The organism is Cellulomonas chitinilytica (genome assembly GCF_016862675.1).
Classification (GTDB): Bacteria; Actinomycetota; Actinomycetes; order Actinomycetales; family Cellulomonadaceae; genus Cellulomonas; species Cellulomonas chitinilytica.
Genome location: NZ_BONK01000016.1, coordinates 86,495 through 102,081, shown reverse-complemented (window position 1 = coordinate 102,081; position 15,587 = coordinate 86,495). Strand labels below are relative to the sequence as shown.

Here is a 15,587-nt window from a genome sequence, read left to right as displayed (position 1 = left end):
GCTCACTGCCAGCCCCCGAGAGGAATCCCGTGCCCCAGAGCCCGATCGCGGCCGGTGAGCAGCACCGAGCCGCCCCGGACCCGGTGTCCGCGCGCGCCGGTGACGGCGCGATCCGGCTGCTGCTCGTCGAGGACGACGACGGCGACGCGATGCTCGTGCGCGAGCACCTGGCCGACGCGGGCCTCGTCGTGGACCTCACCTGGGTCCGCACGCTCGACGAGGCGCTCGACCACCTCGACGTCGACTGCGTGCTGCTCGACCTCGGGCTGCCGGACGCCATGGGGATCGGCGCGCTCGAACGGCTGCTCGCCGCGGGCGCTCCCGCGGTCGTCGTCCTGACCGGCCTGGCGGGCACCGACGCCGGGGTGCAGGCCGTCGCCACCGGTGCGCAGGACTACCTCGTCAAGGGCGAGGTCGACGGCGAGCTCCTGGGGCGCTCGGTGCGGTACGCCGTGCAGCGCCGGCAGCTCGAGCACGCGGGCCGTGAGCTGTACCGGGGCATGGTCCGGGCGGAGGAGACGAACCGGCTGGAGCGCGCGCTCCTGCCGACCCCGGCCGTGCGCGACTCGGGCCTGCACGTCGGGGTGGGGTACCGCGCGGGCCGCGACGGCCTGCTCGGCGGTGACTTCTACGACGTCGTCGAGCGGCCCGACGGCACGGTGCTCGCGATGGTCGGCGACGTGTGCGGCCACGGCCCGGACGAGGCGGCGCTCGGCGCGACGCTGCGGACCGCCTGGCGCACCCTCGTGCTCGCGGACGTCCCGGCCGACGCGATCCTGCCGCTGCTCGAACGCGTCCTGGCCTCGGAGCGGGCGCGTCCCGAGATCTTCACGACGGTCTCGATGCTCGCGGTCGCGCCGGACCGGGCGTCGGCGGACCTGTACCTCGCGGGCCACCCGGTCCCGCTGCTGCTCGGCAGCCCGTCGACGCTGCTGCCCACGCAGAGCCGTGGCCGGGCGCTCGGCATCCCGGTCTCGGGCGGCTGGGAGCCGCACCGGCTGGAGCTCGGGGACCGCTGGCGCATCCTGCTGTACACCGACGGGATCCTGGAGGCGACCGTGCAGGGCGGCTCGGGGCGGGTCGGCAAGGCCGGTCTGCTCTCGCTCGTCGACGCGATCGTGGCGTCCGACGGCGAGGCGGGGCCGGACCTGCTCGTCGACCGGGTCCTGCACGACGTGCGTGCCCTGCACGGCGGTGACCTCGTCGACGACGCCGCGGTCGTGGTCGTGGGATGGCGCAAGTGAGCGTTGCCCTGCCGCCCGCGCGGCGGACCTCGACGCTGCGCGGGCGCCTGCTGGCGCTCCTGGTCGCGGCAGGCGTCGTCCTCGGCCTGGTCCTGACCGCGACGGGGCTGGTGTTCGCGCACCTCGTCGACGTCCAGCGCACCGTCACGGTCGAGTACTTCGACGCGATCACCCGCGCGACGACGGCGTTCGTCCAGCTCGTCGACGCCGAGACGGCGGTGCGCGGCTACGCGCTCACGGGGGACCCCGTGACGCTCGAGCCCTACGAGCGGGCACGTGCGTCCGACGTCGACTTCGCGACCGTCGCCGAGGAGGTCGCGGCGACGGCGGAGGACGACGAGCTCGTCCGGCTGTCGCAGGACGCGGCGCAGGCGGCGCAGAGGTGGCACGACGAGTTCGCGGCGCCGATGATCGCCCAGATCGAGGCCGACGGGCACGAGTCGGTGCAGCCCGCCCAGATCGAGGAGGGCAAGGAGCTCTTCGACGAGACGCGCGCGGCCGCCGAGGCGTACCTCGACCGCCTGCAGACGATCCGCGCGCACGGGGTCGACGAGCTCGACCGGTGGACGCGCATCGCGTCGTCCATCGTCGCCGTCCTCGTCCTGGCGGCGATCGCCGTCGGGATCCTGCTGTGGGTCGCGCTCAAGCGCTGGGTCGTCGAACCCGTCGACGCGCTCGCGGCGGACGCCCGTGCGGTCTCCTCGGGCGACCTCGAGCACGCCGTCGAGGCGACCGGTCCCGGCGAGATCGCGACGCTCGCGGCCGACGTCGAGAGCATGCGCGTCGCGCTCGTCGCCCAGGTCCAGGCGCACGAGGCGAGCCGCGCCGAGATCGCGGCCGCCCACGAGCAGCTCACGGAGCAGGCCGAGGAGCTGCGCCGGTCGAACCGCGACCTGGAGCAGTTCGCGTACGTCGCGTCGCACGACCTGCAGGAGCCGCTGCGGAAGGTCGCGAGCTTCACGCAGCTCCTGCAGAAGCGCTACGGCGGGCAGCTGGACGAGCGGGCCGACCAGTACATCGACTTCGCCGTGGACGGCGCCAAGCGCATGCAGCGGCTGATCCAGGACCTGCTCGGGTTCTCCCGGGTCGGGCGGGTCGGCGGCGAGGTCACGGACGTGGACCTGGGGTCGGCGCTCCGCGGGGCGATCGACAACCTCGAGGAGGCGATCGCCGAGGCGGGCGCCGAGGTCACCCGCGACGAGCTGCCCGTGGTCCGCGGCGAGGCCGCGCTGCTCGTGCAGCTGTTCCAGAACCTCGTCGGGAACGCCGTGAAGTTCCGCCACCCGGACCGTGCACCCCGGGTGCACCTGTCCGCGCAGCGGGTCGACGACGCGTGGCAGCTCGAGTGCCGGGACAACGGGATCGGCATCGACGCCCAGTACGCTGACCGCGTCTTCGTCATCTTCCAGCGGCTGCACGCCAAGGACGTGTACGAGGGCACCGGGATCGGCCTCGCGCTGTGCAAGAAGATCGTGGAGTTCCACGGGGGCCGGATCTGGATCGAGTCGCACGACGGCGAGGGCACCAGCATCCGCTGGACGCTGCCGGACCGAGCATGAGCTGAGCGTCCCGCGCGGACGAGAGACGGAGCACCTGTGCCCAACGCCAAGGTCATCGACGTCCTGCTGGTCGAGGACGACCCGGGCGACGTCCTGATGACCCGCGAGGCGTTCGAGCACAACAAGCTCCGCAACCGGTTGTCGGTCGTCGCCGACGGCGTGAGCGCGATGGAGTTCCTCCGCAAGGAGGGCGAGCACGCCGACGCCCCGACGCCGGACCTGATCCTCCTCGACCTCAACCTGCCGCGGATGGACGGGCGCGAGGTCCTCCAGGCGCTCAAGGCCGACGATGCCCTGCGGACCATCCCGGTCGTCGTCCTCACCACGTCCGAGGCGGAGGAGGACGTCGTCCGCAGCTACTCGCTGCACGCGAACGCCTACGTGACGAAGCCGGTCGACTTCGACCAGTTCATCGACGTCGTGCGGCAGATCGACGAGTTCTTCGTCGAGGTCGTGCGCCTGCCCGGCCGCTGACCGCGACGCCGACGGGGGAACAGTCCTCCGTGCCGGTGCGTTGTGGCCCGGTGTACCTGCCCGGCGAGGGCAGGCGGCGGACGGAAGTGAGCGCACACGCATGCTGAACCCCTCGGACATCTACGACGTCGACCCGGAGGTCGCCGCGCTGCTCGAGTCCCGCGCCCCGGAGGGGTCGGGGCCGGTGCTGGTGCACGCGGTCCGCGGTTTCGTCGACGCGGGCAGCGCCGGGTCGTTGCTGGCCGAGCACGTGACGGACGCGCTGCCCAGCACCCGTCTGGTGACGTTCGACGTCGACCAGCTGCTCGACTACCGCTCGCGGCGGCCGATGATGACGTTCGACGCGAGCACGTGGAGCGCGTACGAGGAGCCCGAGCTCGTGATCGACCTGGTCGACGACGTCAACGGCGTCCCGTTCCTCCTGCTGCACGGCGTGGAGCCGGACGTGCAGTGGGAGCGGTACGTCGCGGCCGTCCGGCAGATCGTCGAGCGGTTCGACGTCCCGCTGACGGTCGGGGTGCACGGCATCCCGATGGGGATCCCGCACACGCGGCCGATGTCGGTCACCGCGCACGCGACGAGGCCCGAGCTGGTCGCCGACCACGCGGCGTGGTTCGGCACCGTGCAGGTCCCGGCGAGCGCGAGCGCGCTCCTGGAGCTGCGGCTCGGGCAGTCGGGGCACGACGCGATGGGCTTCGCGGTGCACGTGCCGCACTACCTCGCGCAGTCGGCGTTCCCGCAGGCGACGGTCGCGGCGCTGCACAGCGTCGAGCGCGCGACGGGGCTGGACCTCAAGTCGGCGGCTCTGACGGACGCGGCGGGCGAGGCGATGCGGGAGATCGAGCGGCAGGTGGCGGGCTCGGACGAGGTCGGTGCCGTGGTGCAGGCGCTCGAGGAGCAGTACGACGCGTTCGCACGCAACGCCGGGCGCACGAACCTGCTGGCCGGCTCGGTGGACCTGCCGACGGCGGAGGAGCTGGGGGCCGAGTTCGAGCGATTTCTCGCGCAGCAGGGGGACGACGGGACCCCGTCCTGAACTGTGACCGAACCTTTACCGGATCGTTGTCGGAGCGTGCCAGACGAGCGTCCGAAAACGTGGCGTGGCCCACACCGCCATGCAAGGATGCCAGCGTTGCAGTGACGTACTCGCTTGACCGGCGCCGATCCCGGGGTGTCTTCCGAGGTCGATCCCGCCAGCCGACCCGGCTGGGCCATCCGGTGCAGGACGTGAGGCATTGCGGCACGGCACGGGCAGAAGGCGCGGCCGTCACCGGTTGGACAGAAGGAACAGAACATGGCACAGGGTGCTGTCAAGTGGTTCAACGCCGAGAAGGGCTACGGGTTCATCGCCCAGGACGGCGGCGGCGCTGACGTCTTCGTGCACTACTCCGCGATCGACACGCAGGGCTACCGCTCGCTCGACGAGGGTCAGCGTGTCGAGTTCGAGATCACGCAGGGCGACAAGGGCCCGCAGGCCGAGCGCGTCCGCCCGCTCTGATCTCCCGCTGACGGTCGCACGGCGACCAGCTCTCCGACGCAGGGCCGCACCTCCGGGTGCGGCCCTGCGTCGTCTGCGGCGTGCCCCGCCCTCGGTCAGGCGTCGGCGCCCTCGGCCTCGGTCTCGGGCGCCAGGTCGACGAGCGCCGGGCTCGCGCCACGGAACGCGCGGACGTCGTCGCCGTGCAGCAACCGCGCCGGCGCGGGCAGGCTCCGGATCGCGCGGTCCAGCGCGGCCGACGCGAGCACCGTGGGGTCGTCCGTGCCCGCGAGCACGACGTTCCCGTACCCGCGACCGCGCAGGAGCGCGGGCTCGGCCACGACGGCGACGTCGGCGAACACCGCCGCGAGCGTGGCGACCTCGGCGCGCGACGTCGTCAGCGGCGGCCGGTCGGCGCAGTTGGCGAGGTAGAGGCCCCCCGGTCGCAGGACCCGGGCGACGTCCTGCGTGAACTCGAGCGTGCGGACGTGCGGCGGGGTGGTGTCACCCGCGAACACGTCGCGCACCACGACGTCCGCGGACCCCGCCGGCATCGCGGCGAGCTGCGTGCGGGCGTCGCCGGACCGGATGCGCAGCGCGGGGGAGCGCGGCAGGTCGAACCAGCCGCGGACCAGCTCGGGGAGAGTCGCGTCGAGCTCGACGGCGATCTGCTGCGACCCCGGCCGGGTGGTGTGCACCCACCGGGCGAGCGCGCACCCGGCCGCGCCGAGGTGCACGACGGTGAGCGGCTGACCGGCCACGTCGAAGCGGTCGACGACCGCGGCGAACTGCTGCATGTACTCGAACACGAGCCGGGTCGGGTCCGCCAGGTCGAGGTAGGAGCTCGGCACCCCGTTCACGAGCACGGTGACGGCGTCGGGGTCGTCCGGGTCGGTCACGAGCTCGACGGTCCCGGTGGCGATCGGCACCGGGCCGGTGGGCCAGGACGCCCGTCGTGTGGGTGGTCGCTGCGACGCTGGTGCGCGTCGAGCGCTGCGGTCGCGGCCGGACATGCGGCCCACGGTACGCAGTCGCAGGGCCGCGGACAGGCGGGCGACAGTTGACGGACATCGAACACCTGTTCGATACTGAGGGCGGAGAGGAGCTCACGCGATGGCACACCAGACCGACAGGACGTTGCCGGGGGGCGCGGCGCTTGTCCCCGCGCGCGTGGCGGAGCAGCTCGGTCGCGCCGATGCCGAGCTCCTCGCGGCACAGTTCTCCTCGGAGCCGTGGGAGCAGTTCTCGCACGCCCACCTCGCGGCGCTGCGCGCGGGGGCTGCGGTCGTCGCCTCGACGGGGCGCCCCGGCGGCCGGCGAGGCCCCCGGTCCGTCTGGGAGATGCTCGACGTCGTCGCCCCCGACCTCGGACGCTGGTCCGCCTACTTCGCGGCCGCGGCGCCGCTGCGCTCGGCAGTCGATGCCGGACGGTTCGACGCGATCTCGGCCGAGCGCGCCGAGCAGGCGGTCTGCGCCGCCGAGGACTTCGTCGACGCCGCCCGCGACATGATCGAGACGGGCGCCGTCGCCGACGGCCCGCCGCGGATGCTGAGCGTGAGGGCGTCGTGACCGGGATCGCGCGGTCGTCGCGGTGAGTCGCGGGCCGCTGTCGGTCGCCGCCCGGGACGACCCGGGGGGTGCCGAGGCCGGCTGCTCCGTGCTGCACGTCGGCCTGGACGCGTTCTTCGCCTCGGTGGAGCTCGCCCGGCGCCCGCAGCTCCGCGGCCGACCGGTGGTCGTCGGTGCGTCGCACCGCGGTGTCGTCCTCGCGGCCACGGACGAGGCGCGGACGTTCGGGGTCCACCCGGGCATGCCGATGGCGGACGCCCTGAGGGTGTGCCCGCAGGCGATCGTCGTCCCGCCGGACCACGCGGCCTACCGCGAGGTCTCGTCGGGCGTCATGGCCGTCCTGCGCGACGTCACCGCCCTCGTGGAGCAGGTGAGCATCGACGAGGCCTTCCTCGACGTGAGCGGCGCCCGCCGACGACTCGGTCCGCCGACGGCGATCGCGGCGCGGATCCGGTCGCGGGTGCGCCACGAGCACGGCATCACGTGCTCGGTGGGGATCGCCTCGACGAAGACGGTCGCGAAGCTCGCCTCGGAGGCCGCCCGGCCCGACGGCGTCCTGCTCGTGCCCACCGCGGCCGCGGCCGACTTCCTGCGCGTCCTCCCCGTCGGCGCCCTGGGGGGCGTGGACCAGCGCACCGAGGCCGCGCTCGCACGTCGCGGCGTGCGCACGGTGGCCGAGCTGGCCGACAGCGACCGGGCGACGATCCAGCACGCGGTCGGCACGGTGCCCGGCGCCCACCTGTTCGACCTGGCATGGGGGCGCGACCCGAGACCGGTCGACCCCGACCGCGACGAGCGCTCCGTCGGCGTGCAGGAGGCGTTCGACGACGACGTGGCCGACCTGTCCGTCGTGGAGCTCACGGTGCTCGAGCTCGCGGACCGGTGCGGGGCGCGGCTGCGCCGGCTCGGCCGGGTCGCGCGCACGGTGAGCGTCACGGTGCGGACGTCCGACCTCCGGACGCTCACCCGTTCGCGCACGCTGACCACACCGACGGACGTCGGTCGCGAGGTGTACCTCGTCGCGCGCGAGCTGCTGGCCGCCGCGGACCTCGACGGCCTGCCGGTACGGGTCGTCGGGGTGCGCCTCGAGGGGCTGTCGGCGGTATCCGACCTGGTCCGGCGGCCGACGCAGGACGAGGCGACGGATGTTCCGGACAGGCGCTCCGGGGATGGTCGGCGTCCCACGAACCAGGCGCACGGCGCGTTCGGAGGTGCTGCGGTCCGTGCCGGAGCCGAACGGGTCGGTCGGGGCGACGGTTCGACTACCACCATCGTTCCCTCCGATCTATCCTGAACCCGTCATGGGTTTTCCTTGGTGCAACGGGGGTCAGGATGCCTCTCTCCGAGTACGAGCAGCGCGTACTTGAGCAGATGGAGCGCCAGCTGACGTCTGACGACCCTCGGCTCGCCAACACGCTGACCCAACGTGGGCGACGGCCCTTCGGGCGGTACGCGCTCGCGGGCACCGGCGCGGTCGTCGGCCTGCTCGTCCTCGTGCTCGGCGCGGCGAACAGCACCGCGTGGCTCGGCGTGATCGGGTTCGTCGTGATGTTCGCGGCCGTCGCCTTCGCCTTCGCGAAGCCGCGCAGCGCGAACGCTCGACGTGGACCTCAGGGCACCGTGCAGCCGGACGGCGCGATCAAGCCGGCCGCCGCCTCGCGGCACCACAAGCCGGGACTCATGGCACGGCTCGAGGAGCGCTGGGACCGCCGCCGCGGCGAGAGCGGCCGCTGACCTGACGTCGACGACCGTCGGCACGACGAGGTGCCGACGGTCGCCTGCCGCTCGGGCGACCCGTGCGTGATGAGCGGCACCCGGGCGCAACCTCTGCGGACGAACCCCTTCGGCGCGCCGCCCGGATCGGGAGCACCCGGATCAGGGCTGTCAGGCTGTGGACGACCTGGACCGAGGCGGCCGGTCGCCCGCCGCGCCGTCGCCCGCCGCCAGGAGAGCTCGGGACCGCTCAGCCGCCACGGACGAGGTCGCCGGGCTCCGCGTCCTCGGGCGTCGCAGACGTGCCGCCGGCCGGACGCTCCTTGAGCAGCGCCTCGACGCCGCCGACCAGCTCGTCGACCCACCGGTCGAGCTCGTCCGGGTCGAACTCGATCGGCTCGCGCGCGTAGCGCTCCCGCTCGACCGTGCGGGCGAGCGCGACGAGCGCGGCCTCGGGCGGCCCGCTCAGCGTGCTGCCCGAGACGGTGCGGAGCTGGTCCTGGACGGTGGCGACGACGCCGCGGGGAGTCGTGGAGTCCGTCCAGGTGACGCCCCGGTTCGCGAGCCCGCGCCGTGCCCGGAGCCACGCCCGTTCCGGGGTGAGGTCAGCGCGGGTACGGGTCCGACGGCGGGCGACGGTGAGCCCGAGGATGCTCGCGACCAGGACGAAGCCGACCACGACGCCGACCGTCACCCAGTGGTCGCTCGTGGACTCCGCGGTGGTGGTCGTCGACCGGCCGGCCGGCTGGCTGGCGGCGACCGACGGCGCCACACCGCTGGGCGCGGCTTCCGTGGGCTGGTTGCCCGGCCCCGAGACGGCGGTGAAGGGGTCGCTCCAGATCGGCGGCGCGCCCGTCTGGACGGCGGGCGTCGGCTCGAAGCGGACCCATCCGGAGCCCTCGAAGTACAGCTCGGGCCACGCGTGCGACTTGCGGCCGCTGACGACGTACAGGCCGTCGCCGTTGTTGTCGCCGGGCAGGAACCCGACGCCGACGCGCGCAGGGATGCCGAGGGTGCGCGCCATCATCGCCATGGACGTCGCGAACTGCACGCAGTACCCGCGGCGTGACTGCAGGAAGTCCCATACGGCGTCGGTGCTCCGGGCGGGCGCGACGCGGGTGTCGTACTGGAAGTTCGTCGTCGCACGGAAGTAGGACTGCAGGTCCATGGCCTGCTCGTACGGCGTCGTCGCGTCCTGCGTCAGGTCGCGGGCGAGGGCGGCGATGTCGTCGGAGTGCGACGTCGCGGGCACGACCAGCGAGGCGCCGTCGTCGCCCGGGTCGCCGACGTCCGCGTTCTCCAGGTCGTCCGCCGTGAGGTCGGGGACCTCGACGACCATGCCGTAGTGCATGCCGTCGAACGTGCTGCGCTGGCCGACGACCTCGTCGCGCAGCTCGTCGTACCCCCAGGCGCCCCGCACGTCGACGGTGCGGGGGAACGTGCTGACCGGCAGGTGCCGCTCGCGGAGCGAGCCCACCTCGACCTGCACCGTGGCGATCGTGCCGCGCGTCGCGTCGGGGGCGCTGCCGCGGATCGTGGGGTCCGACGTGAGGAGCTCCTCGGGTTCCCACGTGCCGCTCGCGTCACCGTCGTCGCGCTGCCAGCTCTGCCCGTCGAAGGAGGTGAGCGTGAAGGCGCGCAGGGGCCCGACGAGGCGCGCGGTCACGGTCTGCGCGGGGTCGGCCGACGCCCCCGGCGAGGGCTCGTCGGCGGGCGCCGGCTCGCCGTCGGCGCCGACCACGGTGTAGCGCAGCACGACCTGGCCCGACCGTGTGCCGAGGCTCTCCCGCAGGTCCAGGTTGTCGCTGAGCTGCAACGGGCCGACGGGGCCGGTCCCGAAGTCCGGCAGCCGCAGGGACGCCCAGCCGGGCAGGGCGGCGATCACGGGTCCTGCGACCAGGGTGGCGACGACGACGCCGGTGGCGCACACGACCGCGGTCCCGACGCGTCGGCCCCCGTCGCTGTGCGCCGCGGCGGGTGCGGCGCTCAGGGCGAGCAGGAGCAGGTAGGCGAGGCCGGTCCAGGCCAGCGCCCACGCGCTCGCGGGGAAGCCGAGGACGACGGCGGGGAACCACAGGGTGACGAGCGCGAGACCGGCCCAGGCGGGCGCGCCGAGCCCGACGGCGACGAGGTCGGTGACGAGCAGCACGACGAGGGCGCCGGTCACGACGAGCAGCTCGGCGGGTCGCACGCCCGGCATCGGGACGAGCGACTGGTTGATGACGGTCACGCCTTCGCGCGCCGTCGCGAGCGTCCGCTCGAGCGCGCCGAGGTCGGGCAGCACCTGGATGCGTCCGGGGGGTGCGCCGTACCGGACCACGAGCCCGGCGACGGACACGAGCAGCCCGGCGAGCGTGGGGGCCCACCAGGAGCGGGTGACGGACCGGACCCCGGCGCAGACGGCGGCGACGAGGACGATCGCGACCCACGCACGGACGAGCCAGGTGGTGCCGTCGATCAGGCCGGTGAGCGCGAGCAGGCTCGACCCGGTCGCGACGGCGCACAGCCCCGTGGCCAGGGTGGCGCGCGAGCCGCGGGGGATCCGGGCGCGGGCGTTCATCGGACGCTCCCGAGCAGGCGGAGCCAGCACGCGACGATGTCCTCGCCGGGGACGACGACGCAGGCGCGCCACCCGGCACGGTGCAGGGCGTGCACGGTGTGCTCGGCCTCGCGCTGCTGGGCCGGGTTCGGACCTTCGGCGCGGACGACGGCCCACCCCTGCGCGGTGTCGGCCACGTGCGCGAGCGCGGCACGCGCGGTTCCTCCGAGCGGGCCCAGGACCGCCAGGACGATCTCGCCGCCCGCGTCGGTGGTCTCCAGGAGGTGGGCGGCCGCGACGAGCTCGGCGTCGGCCTGCTCGCTGGTGCGCGGCGCCTCGAGGTCGACGGTGCGGTCGAGGAGGGCTGCGCGGACGGCGGGCCCGGTGCGGGCGTGCACGAACCCGACGGGCGACCGACGCGCGACCGCGGAGCCGGTGGGGACCTCGGGTGCGGCGCCGCCGACGAGCCGCACGGGGTGGCCGGCGTCGAGCATCGCCAGCGCCATCGACGCCGCGAGCGAGATGCTCCACTCGAGCGCGGTGGTGCGGGCGGGCAGGTCGAGCAGCACGGAGACGGGCCGCATGCCCGCCCGCTCGTCGGAGCGCACCATGAGCGCGCCGCGCCGGGCGCTGCTGCTCCAGTGCACGCGGCGCAGGTCGTCGCCCTCGCGGTAGTCGCGCAGCGACGCATCGTCGGTCGAGGGGGTGCGTGCCCCGAGCGCGACACGGTCCGGCTCGCCGACGAGGACGTCGGACGGCGTCGGCAGGGGGACGACCGCGGGCCACACGATGACCTCGGCCGGTTCGCCGAGCGTCGCGGTGGTGCGCGCCACCCCGAACGGGTCGGTGCGCGTCACGACGAGCGGCCCGAGCGGCCACCGGCCCCGTCGTGCGGCCTGCACCGTGTAGCTGACGGTGACGCGCTGGGCGCTGCGGGCCACCCGGGCCCGCAGCGGCCGTCCGGCGGACAGCTCGGTGGCGGCCTGCTCGGCGAACCGCAGGCCGGCGAGCCGCACGCGGGCGGCCTGGTCGGTCGCGGTGATGACGACGTCGACGAGCGCCTCCTCACCGGCGTGCACGGGGTTCGGCGTGGTGCTGCGCATGATCGACAGCCGGTGCCGCCCGCGCCCGGGGTCGAGCAGCCCGACGCCGATCGCCGCACCGACGACGAGCAGCAGCGCGAGCGAGCCGATCCGCACGAGGTCCACCGCACCCAGGAACACGCCGACGAGCATCACGGCGACGCCGGCGAACGCGAGCCCCCAGCCTCGGGTGGTGGGTCGAAGTCGCATCAGCCGATCGCGCGACGGGCGCGTGCCGTCCCGACGCTCACCGGGAGCGGGATCCGCTCGACGATCTCCGCGACGATGTCCGACGTGCTGCGCCCCGAGAGGCGGGACTCGGTGCTGGGGAGCAGCCGGTGGGCGAGCACGGGCTCGGCGAGCTGCTGCACGTCGTCGGGCAGGACGTGGTCGCGTCCGCCGGTCGCGGCGAGGGCCTTGGCGGCCCGAAGGAGCTGGATCGCGGCGCGCGGCGAGGCCCCGAGGCGCAGCCCGTGGTCCTCGCGCGTGGCCGTGACGAGGTCGACCACGTACCGCTTGACGGCCGGCGCGGCGTACAGGCGGCGCGCGGTGTCGACCAGGGTGCCGATCGTCGCGGCGTCCGTGACGGGCCGCAGCTGGTCGAGCGGGTCGGACGTCTCCTGCAGGTCGAGCATGTCGAGCTCGGCGTCGATGCTCGGGTAGCCGACCGTGAGCCGAGCCATGAAGCGGTCCCGCTGCGCCTCGGGCAGCGGGTACGTGCCCTCCATCTCGACGGGGTTCTGGGTGGCGACGACGAGGAACGGGCGCGGCAGCGGGTAGGTCTGCCCGTCGACGGTCGCCTGCGCCTCCTGCATGCACTCGAGGAGGGCCGACTGCGTCTTGGGGGAGGCGCGGTTGATCTCGTCGCCGATGACGACGTGCGCGAACACGGGGCCGGGCCGGAACTCGAACTCGTGCGTCTGGCTGCGGAAGATGTTGACGCCGGTGAGGTCGCTCGGGAGCAGGTCCGGCGTGAACTGGATGCGGCCCACCGTGCAGTCGATGGTGCGGGCGAGCGCCTTGGCCAGGGTCGTCTTGCCGACGCCGGGGACGTCCTCGAGCAGCAGGTGCCCCTCGGCGAGCAGGACCGCGAGCGTGACGCGGATGAGCTCGGGGCGGCCGGTCATCACCGACTCGATGCCGGCCCGCATCTGTGTCGTGATGTCGACGACGTCGTCGAGCTCGCTCGACGACGGCACTGCCTGCAGCATGACGCCTCCCTTGGCGGAACTGTGACGAGCCTAAGGGAAGGGGGGCTCACAGCACCCACCTTCCCCTCCACTTCGCTCCACCGCAGCACCTCGTGCAGCCCGCGGCAGCACGCAGCGTGCCGGTCGGACGTCCTGTTCGTCCAGGAGCGTCCGTTACCGGGCTGTGTCGACACGCCAGGACACCCCGTGGCGGTGTCGGGCACTCCACTTCGCTCCACCACGTCTGACCTGCGCTTTCACCTTCTCGTTCGGGTGAAATGGCCCTCCCTTCCGGTGGCCGGTGGAGGGAAGTGGAGTACCGTGGAGGCACGTGGTGAGGCGGGGAGCGCGACACCGAGTCCGGAGCTGGAGCGGGCACGAGACCTGGGGAAGGAGGCGGGGTGACGCATGAGTCGTCCGCCGGCTTCGTCGGGTCGTTCGCGCCCTTCCTCGGCACCTACACGCCTCGCCTCGACGAGAAGGGCCGGCTCATCCTTCCCGCGAAGTTCCGTGGCCAGCTCGCTCCGGGACTGGTCATGACGCGCGGCCAGGAGCGCTGCCTGTTCCTGCTGCCGATGGACGAGTTCCGCCGCATGCACGACCAGCTGCGCCAGGCGCCCGTCACGAGCAAGCAGGCCCGCGACTACCTGCGCGTGTTCCTCTCGGGCGCGAGCGACGAGCTGCCGGACCGGCAGGGGCGGATCTCGATCCCGCCGATGCTCCGCAAGTACGCGGGTCTGGACCGGGACGTCGCCGTGATCGGTGCGGGCACCCGGGTCGAGATCTGGGACCTCGAGGCGTGGGAGACGTACCTCGCCGAGCAGGAGGCCGGCTACGCCGACACCGCCGAGGAGGTCTTCCCGAACGGCCCGTTCTGACCGCAGCACCGCAGGACCGCACCACCCGCAGCACCGCACGACCGCAGCACCGCAGGCCCGCACTTCCGCCCGACGAGACCTCCCCCCGTCCTTCCTGACGCACTTCCCCGGCGTCAGAGGGTCGGTGGGGGATCTGGTCGGACGGCGGAGGGGCCGCCCGACCACAACCCACCCCGCACCGAGAGGAGCAGCCATGACCGACGACGCCGCCAGCCGCCACACGCCCGTGCTGCTCCAGCGCTGCCTGGACCTGCTCGAGCCCGCGCTCGCCGCCGAGGGTGCCGTGATGGTCGACTCGACGCTCGGCATGGGCGGGCACACCGAGGGCGTGCTGCGGGCGTTCCCGCACGTGCGGGTCGTCGGGCTGGACCGCGACCCGCAGGCCCTCGAGCTCGCCGGCCGCCGGCTCGCTCCGTTCGGGGACCGCTTCACGCCGGTGCACGCGATCTACGACGAGATCGGCGACGTGCTCGCCCGTCTGGGCATCGCGCAGGTGCAGGGCGTCCTCATGGACCTCGGCGTCTCGTCGCTGCAGCTCGACGAGGTCGACCGTGGCTTCTCGTACGCGCAGGACGCACCGCTGGACATGCGGATGGACGCCACCGCCGGGCTCACGGCGGCGGAGGTCGTCAACACGTACGACGAGCGCGAGCTCGCCCGCATCCTGCGCGTGTACGGCGAGGAGCGGTTCGCCGCCCGCATCGCGCGGAACATCGTGCGCGCCAGGGCCGCGGCGCCGCTGACCCGCACGGGTGAGCTCGTCGACCTGCTGCGTGCGAGCATCCCGGCGGCGACGCGCAAGACGGGCGGCCACCCGGCCAAGCGCACGTTCCAGGCGCTGCGCATCGAGGTGAACGGCGAGCTCGAGGTCCTCGAGCGTGCGGTGCCCGCCTCGATCGAGACGCTCGCGGTCGGCGGCCGCATCGTCGTCGAGGCGTACCAGTCCCTCGAGGACCGGATCGTCAAGCGGGCGTTCGCCGCCGGTGCCACCTCGAGCGCACCGCCGGACCTGCCCGTCGAGCCCGAGACGCACGCGCCGTACCTGCGGCTCGTCACCCGCGGGGCGGAGGAGGCCGACGAGGCCGAGCTCGCCCGCAACCCCCGTTCGCAGTCCGTCCGCCTCCGCGCGGCGGAGCGGATCCGACCCACCCCCGACCACATGCGTGGTCCCCAGCCAGGCAGGAGGGCAGCATGAGCGCTCAGTCGGCAGTCCGTACCAGCGCGGCGCGCGCCTACCCGGCACCGGCGCGTCCGCGCCCGGAGCAGAGCCCGGCACCGCGGCTGCTGCTGGTCCGCGCGCCCCAGACCACCCGCACGCGGGTGCCGTTCGTCCTGGCGTGCATGGCGATCCTCGCCGGTGCGCTGCTGTCCGCGCTGCTGCTCAACACGCAGATGGCGCAGGGCTCGTACGAGCAGCACCGCCTGGCGAACGAGCTCGGCAAGCTCGACCAGGACCAGAAGGACCTCGGCGCGGAGCTCGACCGCCGGGCGGCACCGGCCCAGCTCGCGCAGGCGGCGCAGGGTCTCGGCATGGTGCCGGCTGACGGCACCGGCTGGGTGACCCTGTCCGACGGCACCGTGCAGGGGGCGCCGGCACCTGCCGGAGCCGGCGGATGACGACGCCCGTCGGCGGGTCGACGCGGTCTTCGTCGCGCGGCCCGCACACTGGGCGCATGTCCGCCGCCCGCACTCCCGGTGCCACCCGTGCCCCGAGCGCACCCCGTGCGGCGGGACCCCGGCAGGACGCGGCACCGACCCGGACGACGGGTGCGCCGCGCCCGCGGTCGAGCTCGGCCGGCGCCCGCCCGGCACGGTCCGGCGCGGCGGGTCTGGTGCCTCGCCCGCGGGGCGCCGGTCGTGCG

The 15,587-nt window shown here is 74.2% G+C and carries 15 protein-coding genes; 11 read left to right on the top strand and 4 right to left on the bottom strand.

Going from position 1 to position 15,587, the window contains the following annotated elements:
- Window positions 1-29 precede the first annotated feature (29 nt).
- The 5 genes from Cch01nite_RS19595 to Cch01nite_RS19575 all read left to right on the top strand — a co-directional run bounded on the left by Cch01nite_RS19595 (window position 30) and on the right by Cch01nite_RS19575 (window position 4,775).
- Window positions 30-1,244 carry a PP2C family protein-serine/threonine phosphatase gene (locus Cch01nite_RS19595; RefSeq protein ID WP_373309965.1) on the top strand — a complete coding sequence of 405 codons (1,215 nt, stop codon included), beginning with the start codon at window positions 30-32 and terminating at the stop codon, window positions 1,242-1,244.
- Window positions 1,241-2,803 (top strand): sensor histidine kinase, encoded by a 1,563-nt coding sequence (locus Cch01nite_RS19590; protein ID WP_373309964.1) that lies wholly within the window; start codon window positions 1,241-1,243, stop codon window positions 2,801-2,803. Before Cch01nite_RS19595 ends, Cch01nite_RS19590 begins: the two co-directional genes overlap by 4 nt.
- Window positions 2,804-2,839: 36 nt before the next feature.
- Window positions 2,840-3,277: a response regulator gene (locus tag Cch01nite_RS19585; RefSeq protein WP_203758175.1), complete on the top strand. Its 438-nt coding sequence runs from the start codon at window positions 2,840-2,842 to the stop codon at window positions 3,275-3,277.
- A gap of 100 nt (window positions 3,278-3,377) precedes the next feature.
- Entirely contained in the window at window positions 3,378-4,313 is a 936-nt protein-coding gene (locus Cch01nite_RS19580) for a proteasome assembly chaperone family protein (protein ID WP_203758174.1), read from the top strand.
- A 258-nt stretch (window positions 4,314-4,571) separates the two neighbouring features.
- On the top strand, window positions 4,572-4,775 hold the full coding sequence (locus tag Cch01nite_RS19575; protein ID WP_203758173.1) for a cold-shock protein: 204 nt from the start codon (window positions 4,572-4,574) through the stop codon (window positions 4,773-4,775).
- 95 nt (window positions 4,776-4,870) lie between these two features.
- Here the strand turns inward: Cch01nite_RS19575 and Cch01nite_RS19570 are convergent, their stop codons facing one another.
- Entirely contained in the window at window positions 4,871-5,653 is a 783-nt protein-coding gene (locus tag Cch01nite_RS19570) for a spermidine synthase (RefSeq protein ID WP_308439314.1), read from the bottom strand.
- A 214-nt stretch (window positions 5,654-5,867) separates the two neighbouring features.
- Here Cch01nite_RS19570 and Cch01nite_RS19565 point away from each other — a divergent pair, with 214 nt between their 5' ends.
- From Cch01nite_RS19565 to Cch01nite_RS19555, 3 genes are read left to right on the top strand one after another with little or no spacing between them, the layout of a single operon-like run.
- Window positions 5,868-6,323 (top strand): SAV_6107 family HEPN domain-containing protein, encoded by a 456-nt coding sequence (locus Cch01nite_RS19565; RefSeq protein ID WP_203758171.1) that lies wholly within the window; start codon window positions 5,868-5,870, stop codon window positions 6,321-6,323.
- Window positions 6,324-6,345: 22 nt separating this feature from the next.
- Window positions 6,346-7,617: a DNA polymerase IV gene (gene dinB, locus Cch01nite_RS19560; protein WP_203758170.1), complete on the top strand. Its 1,272-nt coding sequence runs from the start codon at window positions 6,346-6,348 to the stop codon at window positions 7,615-7,617.
- A 38-nt stretch (window positions 7,618-7,655) separates the two neighbouring features.
- On the top strand, window positions 7,656-8,057 hold the full coding sequence (locus tag Cch01nite_RS19555; RefSeq protein WP_203758169.1) for an SCO2097 family morphological protein: 402 nt from the start codon (window positions 7,656-7,658) through the stop codon (window positions 8,055-8,057).
- A gap of 229 nt (window positions 8,058-8,286) precedes the next feature.
- Here Cch01nite_RS19555 and Cch01nite_RS19550 read toward each other — a convergent pair whose 3' ends face one another.
- Genes Cch01nite_RS19550 through Cch01nite_RS19540 form a run of 3 tightly spaced genes read right to left on the bottom strand, consistent with a single transcriptional unit; the run spans window position 8,287 to window position 12,868 of the window.
- Window positions 8,287-10,596 (bottom strand): transglutaminase TgpA family protein, encoded by a 2,310-nt coding sequence (locus Cch01nite_RS19550; protein WP_203758168.1) that lies wholly within the window; start codon window positions 10,594-10,596, stop codon window positions 8,287-8,289.
- A complete protein-coding gene (locus Cch01nite_RS19545) occupies window positions 10,593-11,867 on the bottom strand; it encodes a DUF58 domain-containing protein (RefSeq protein WP_203758167.1) in 1,275 nt (424 codons plus the stop codon). The genes Cch01nite_RS19550 and Cch01nite_RS19545 overlap by 4 nt, the downstream gene beginning before the upstream one ends.
- Entirely contained in the window at window positions 11,867-12,868 is a 1,002-nt protein-coding gene (locus Cch01nite_RS19540) for an AAA family ATPase (RefSeq protein ID WP_203758166.1), read from the bottom strand. The genes Cch01nite_RS19545 and Cch01nite_RS19540 overlap by 1 nt, the downstream gene beginning before the upstream one ends.
- Window positions 12,869-13,248: 380 nt before the next feature.
- On the opposite strand from Cch01nite_RS19540, the gene mraZ reads away from it, so the two are divergent.
- From mraZ to ftsL, 3 genes are all read left to right on the top strand, one after another.
- Complete coding sequence (gene mraZ, locus Cch01nite_RS19535; RefSeq protein WP_203758165.1) at window positions 13,249-13,725, top strand: division/cell wall cluster transcriptional repressor MraZ; 477 nt, start codon at window positions 13,249-13,251, stop codon at window positions 13,723-13,725.
- A 193-nt stretch (window positions 13,726-13,918) separates the two neighbouring features.
- Window positions 13,919-14,920, top strand: a complete 1,002-nt coding sequence (gene rsmH, locus Cch01nite_RS19530) for a 16S rRNA (cytosine(1402)-N(4))-methyltransferase RsmH (protein ID WP_203758164.1) — start codon at window positions 13,919-13,921, stop codon at window positions 14,918-14,920.
- Window positions 14,917-15,342 (top strand): cell division protein FtsL, encoded by a 426-nt coding sequence (gene ftsL, locus Cch01nite_RS19525; RefSeq protein ID WP_203758163.1) that lies wholly within the window; start codon window positions 14,917-14,919, stop codon window positions 15,340-15,342. Before rsmH ends, ftsL begins: the two co-directional genes overlap by 4 nt.
- Window positions 15,343-15,587 lie beyond the last annotated feature (245 nt).

Coding starts and splice junctions, on each gene's coding strand:
- Cch01nite_RS19580 (WP_203758174.1), top strand. CDS start 3,378: ATGCTGAACCCCTCGGACATCTACGACGTCGACCCGGAGGTCGCCGCG.
- Cch01nite_RS19575 (WP_203758173.1), top strand. CDS start 4,572: ATGGCACAGGGTGCTGTCAAGTGGTTCAACGCCGAGAAGGGCTACGGG.
- Cch01nite_RS19565 (WP_203758171.1), top strand. CDS start 5,868: ATGGCACACCAGACCGACAGGACGTTGCCGGGGGGCGCGGCGCTTGTC.
- Cch01nite_RS19555 (WP_203758169.1), top strand. CDS start 7,656: ATGCCTCTCTCCGAGTACGAGCAGCGCGTACTTGAGCAGATGGAGCGC.
- Cch01nite_RS19550 (WP_203758168.1), bottom strand. CDS start 10,596: ATGAACGCCCGCGCCCGGATCCCCCGCGGCTCGCGCGCCACCCTGGCC.
- Cch01nite_RS19545 (WP_203758167.1), bottom strand. CDS start 11,867: ATGCGACTTCGACCCACCACCCGAGGCTGGGGGCTCGCGTTCGCCGGC.
- Cch01nite_RS19540 (WP_203758166.1), bottom strand. CDS start 12,868: ATGCTGCAGGCAGTGCCGTCGTCGAGCGAGCTCGACGACGTCGTCGAC.
- rsmH (WP_203758164.1), top strand. CDS start 13,919: ATGACCGACGACGCCGCCAGCCGCCACACGCCCGTGCTGCTCCAGCGC.
- ftsL (WP_203758163.1), top strand. CDS start 14,917: ATGAGCGCTCAGTCGGCAGTCCGTACCAGCGCGGCGCGCGCCTACCCG.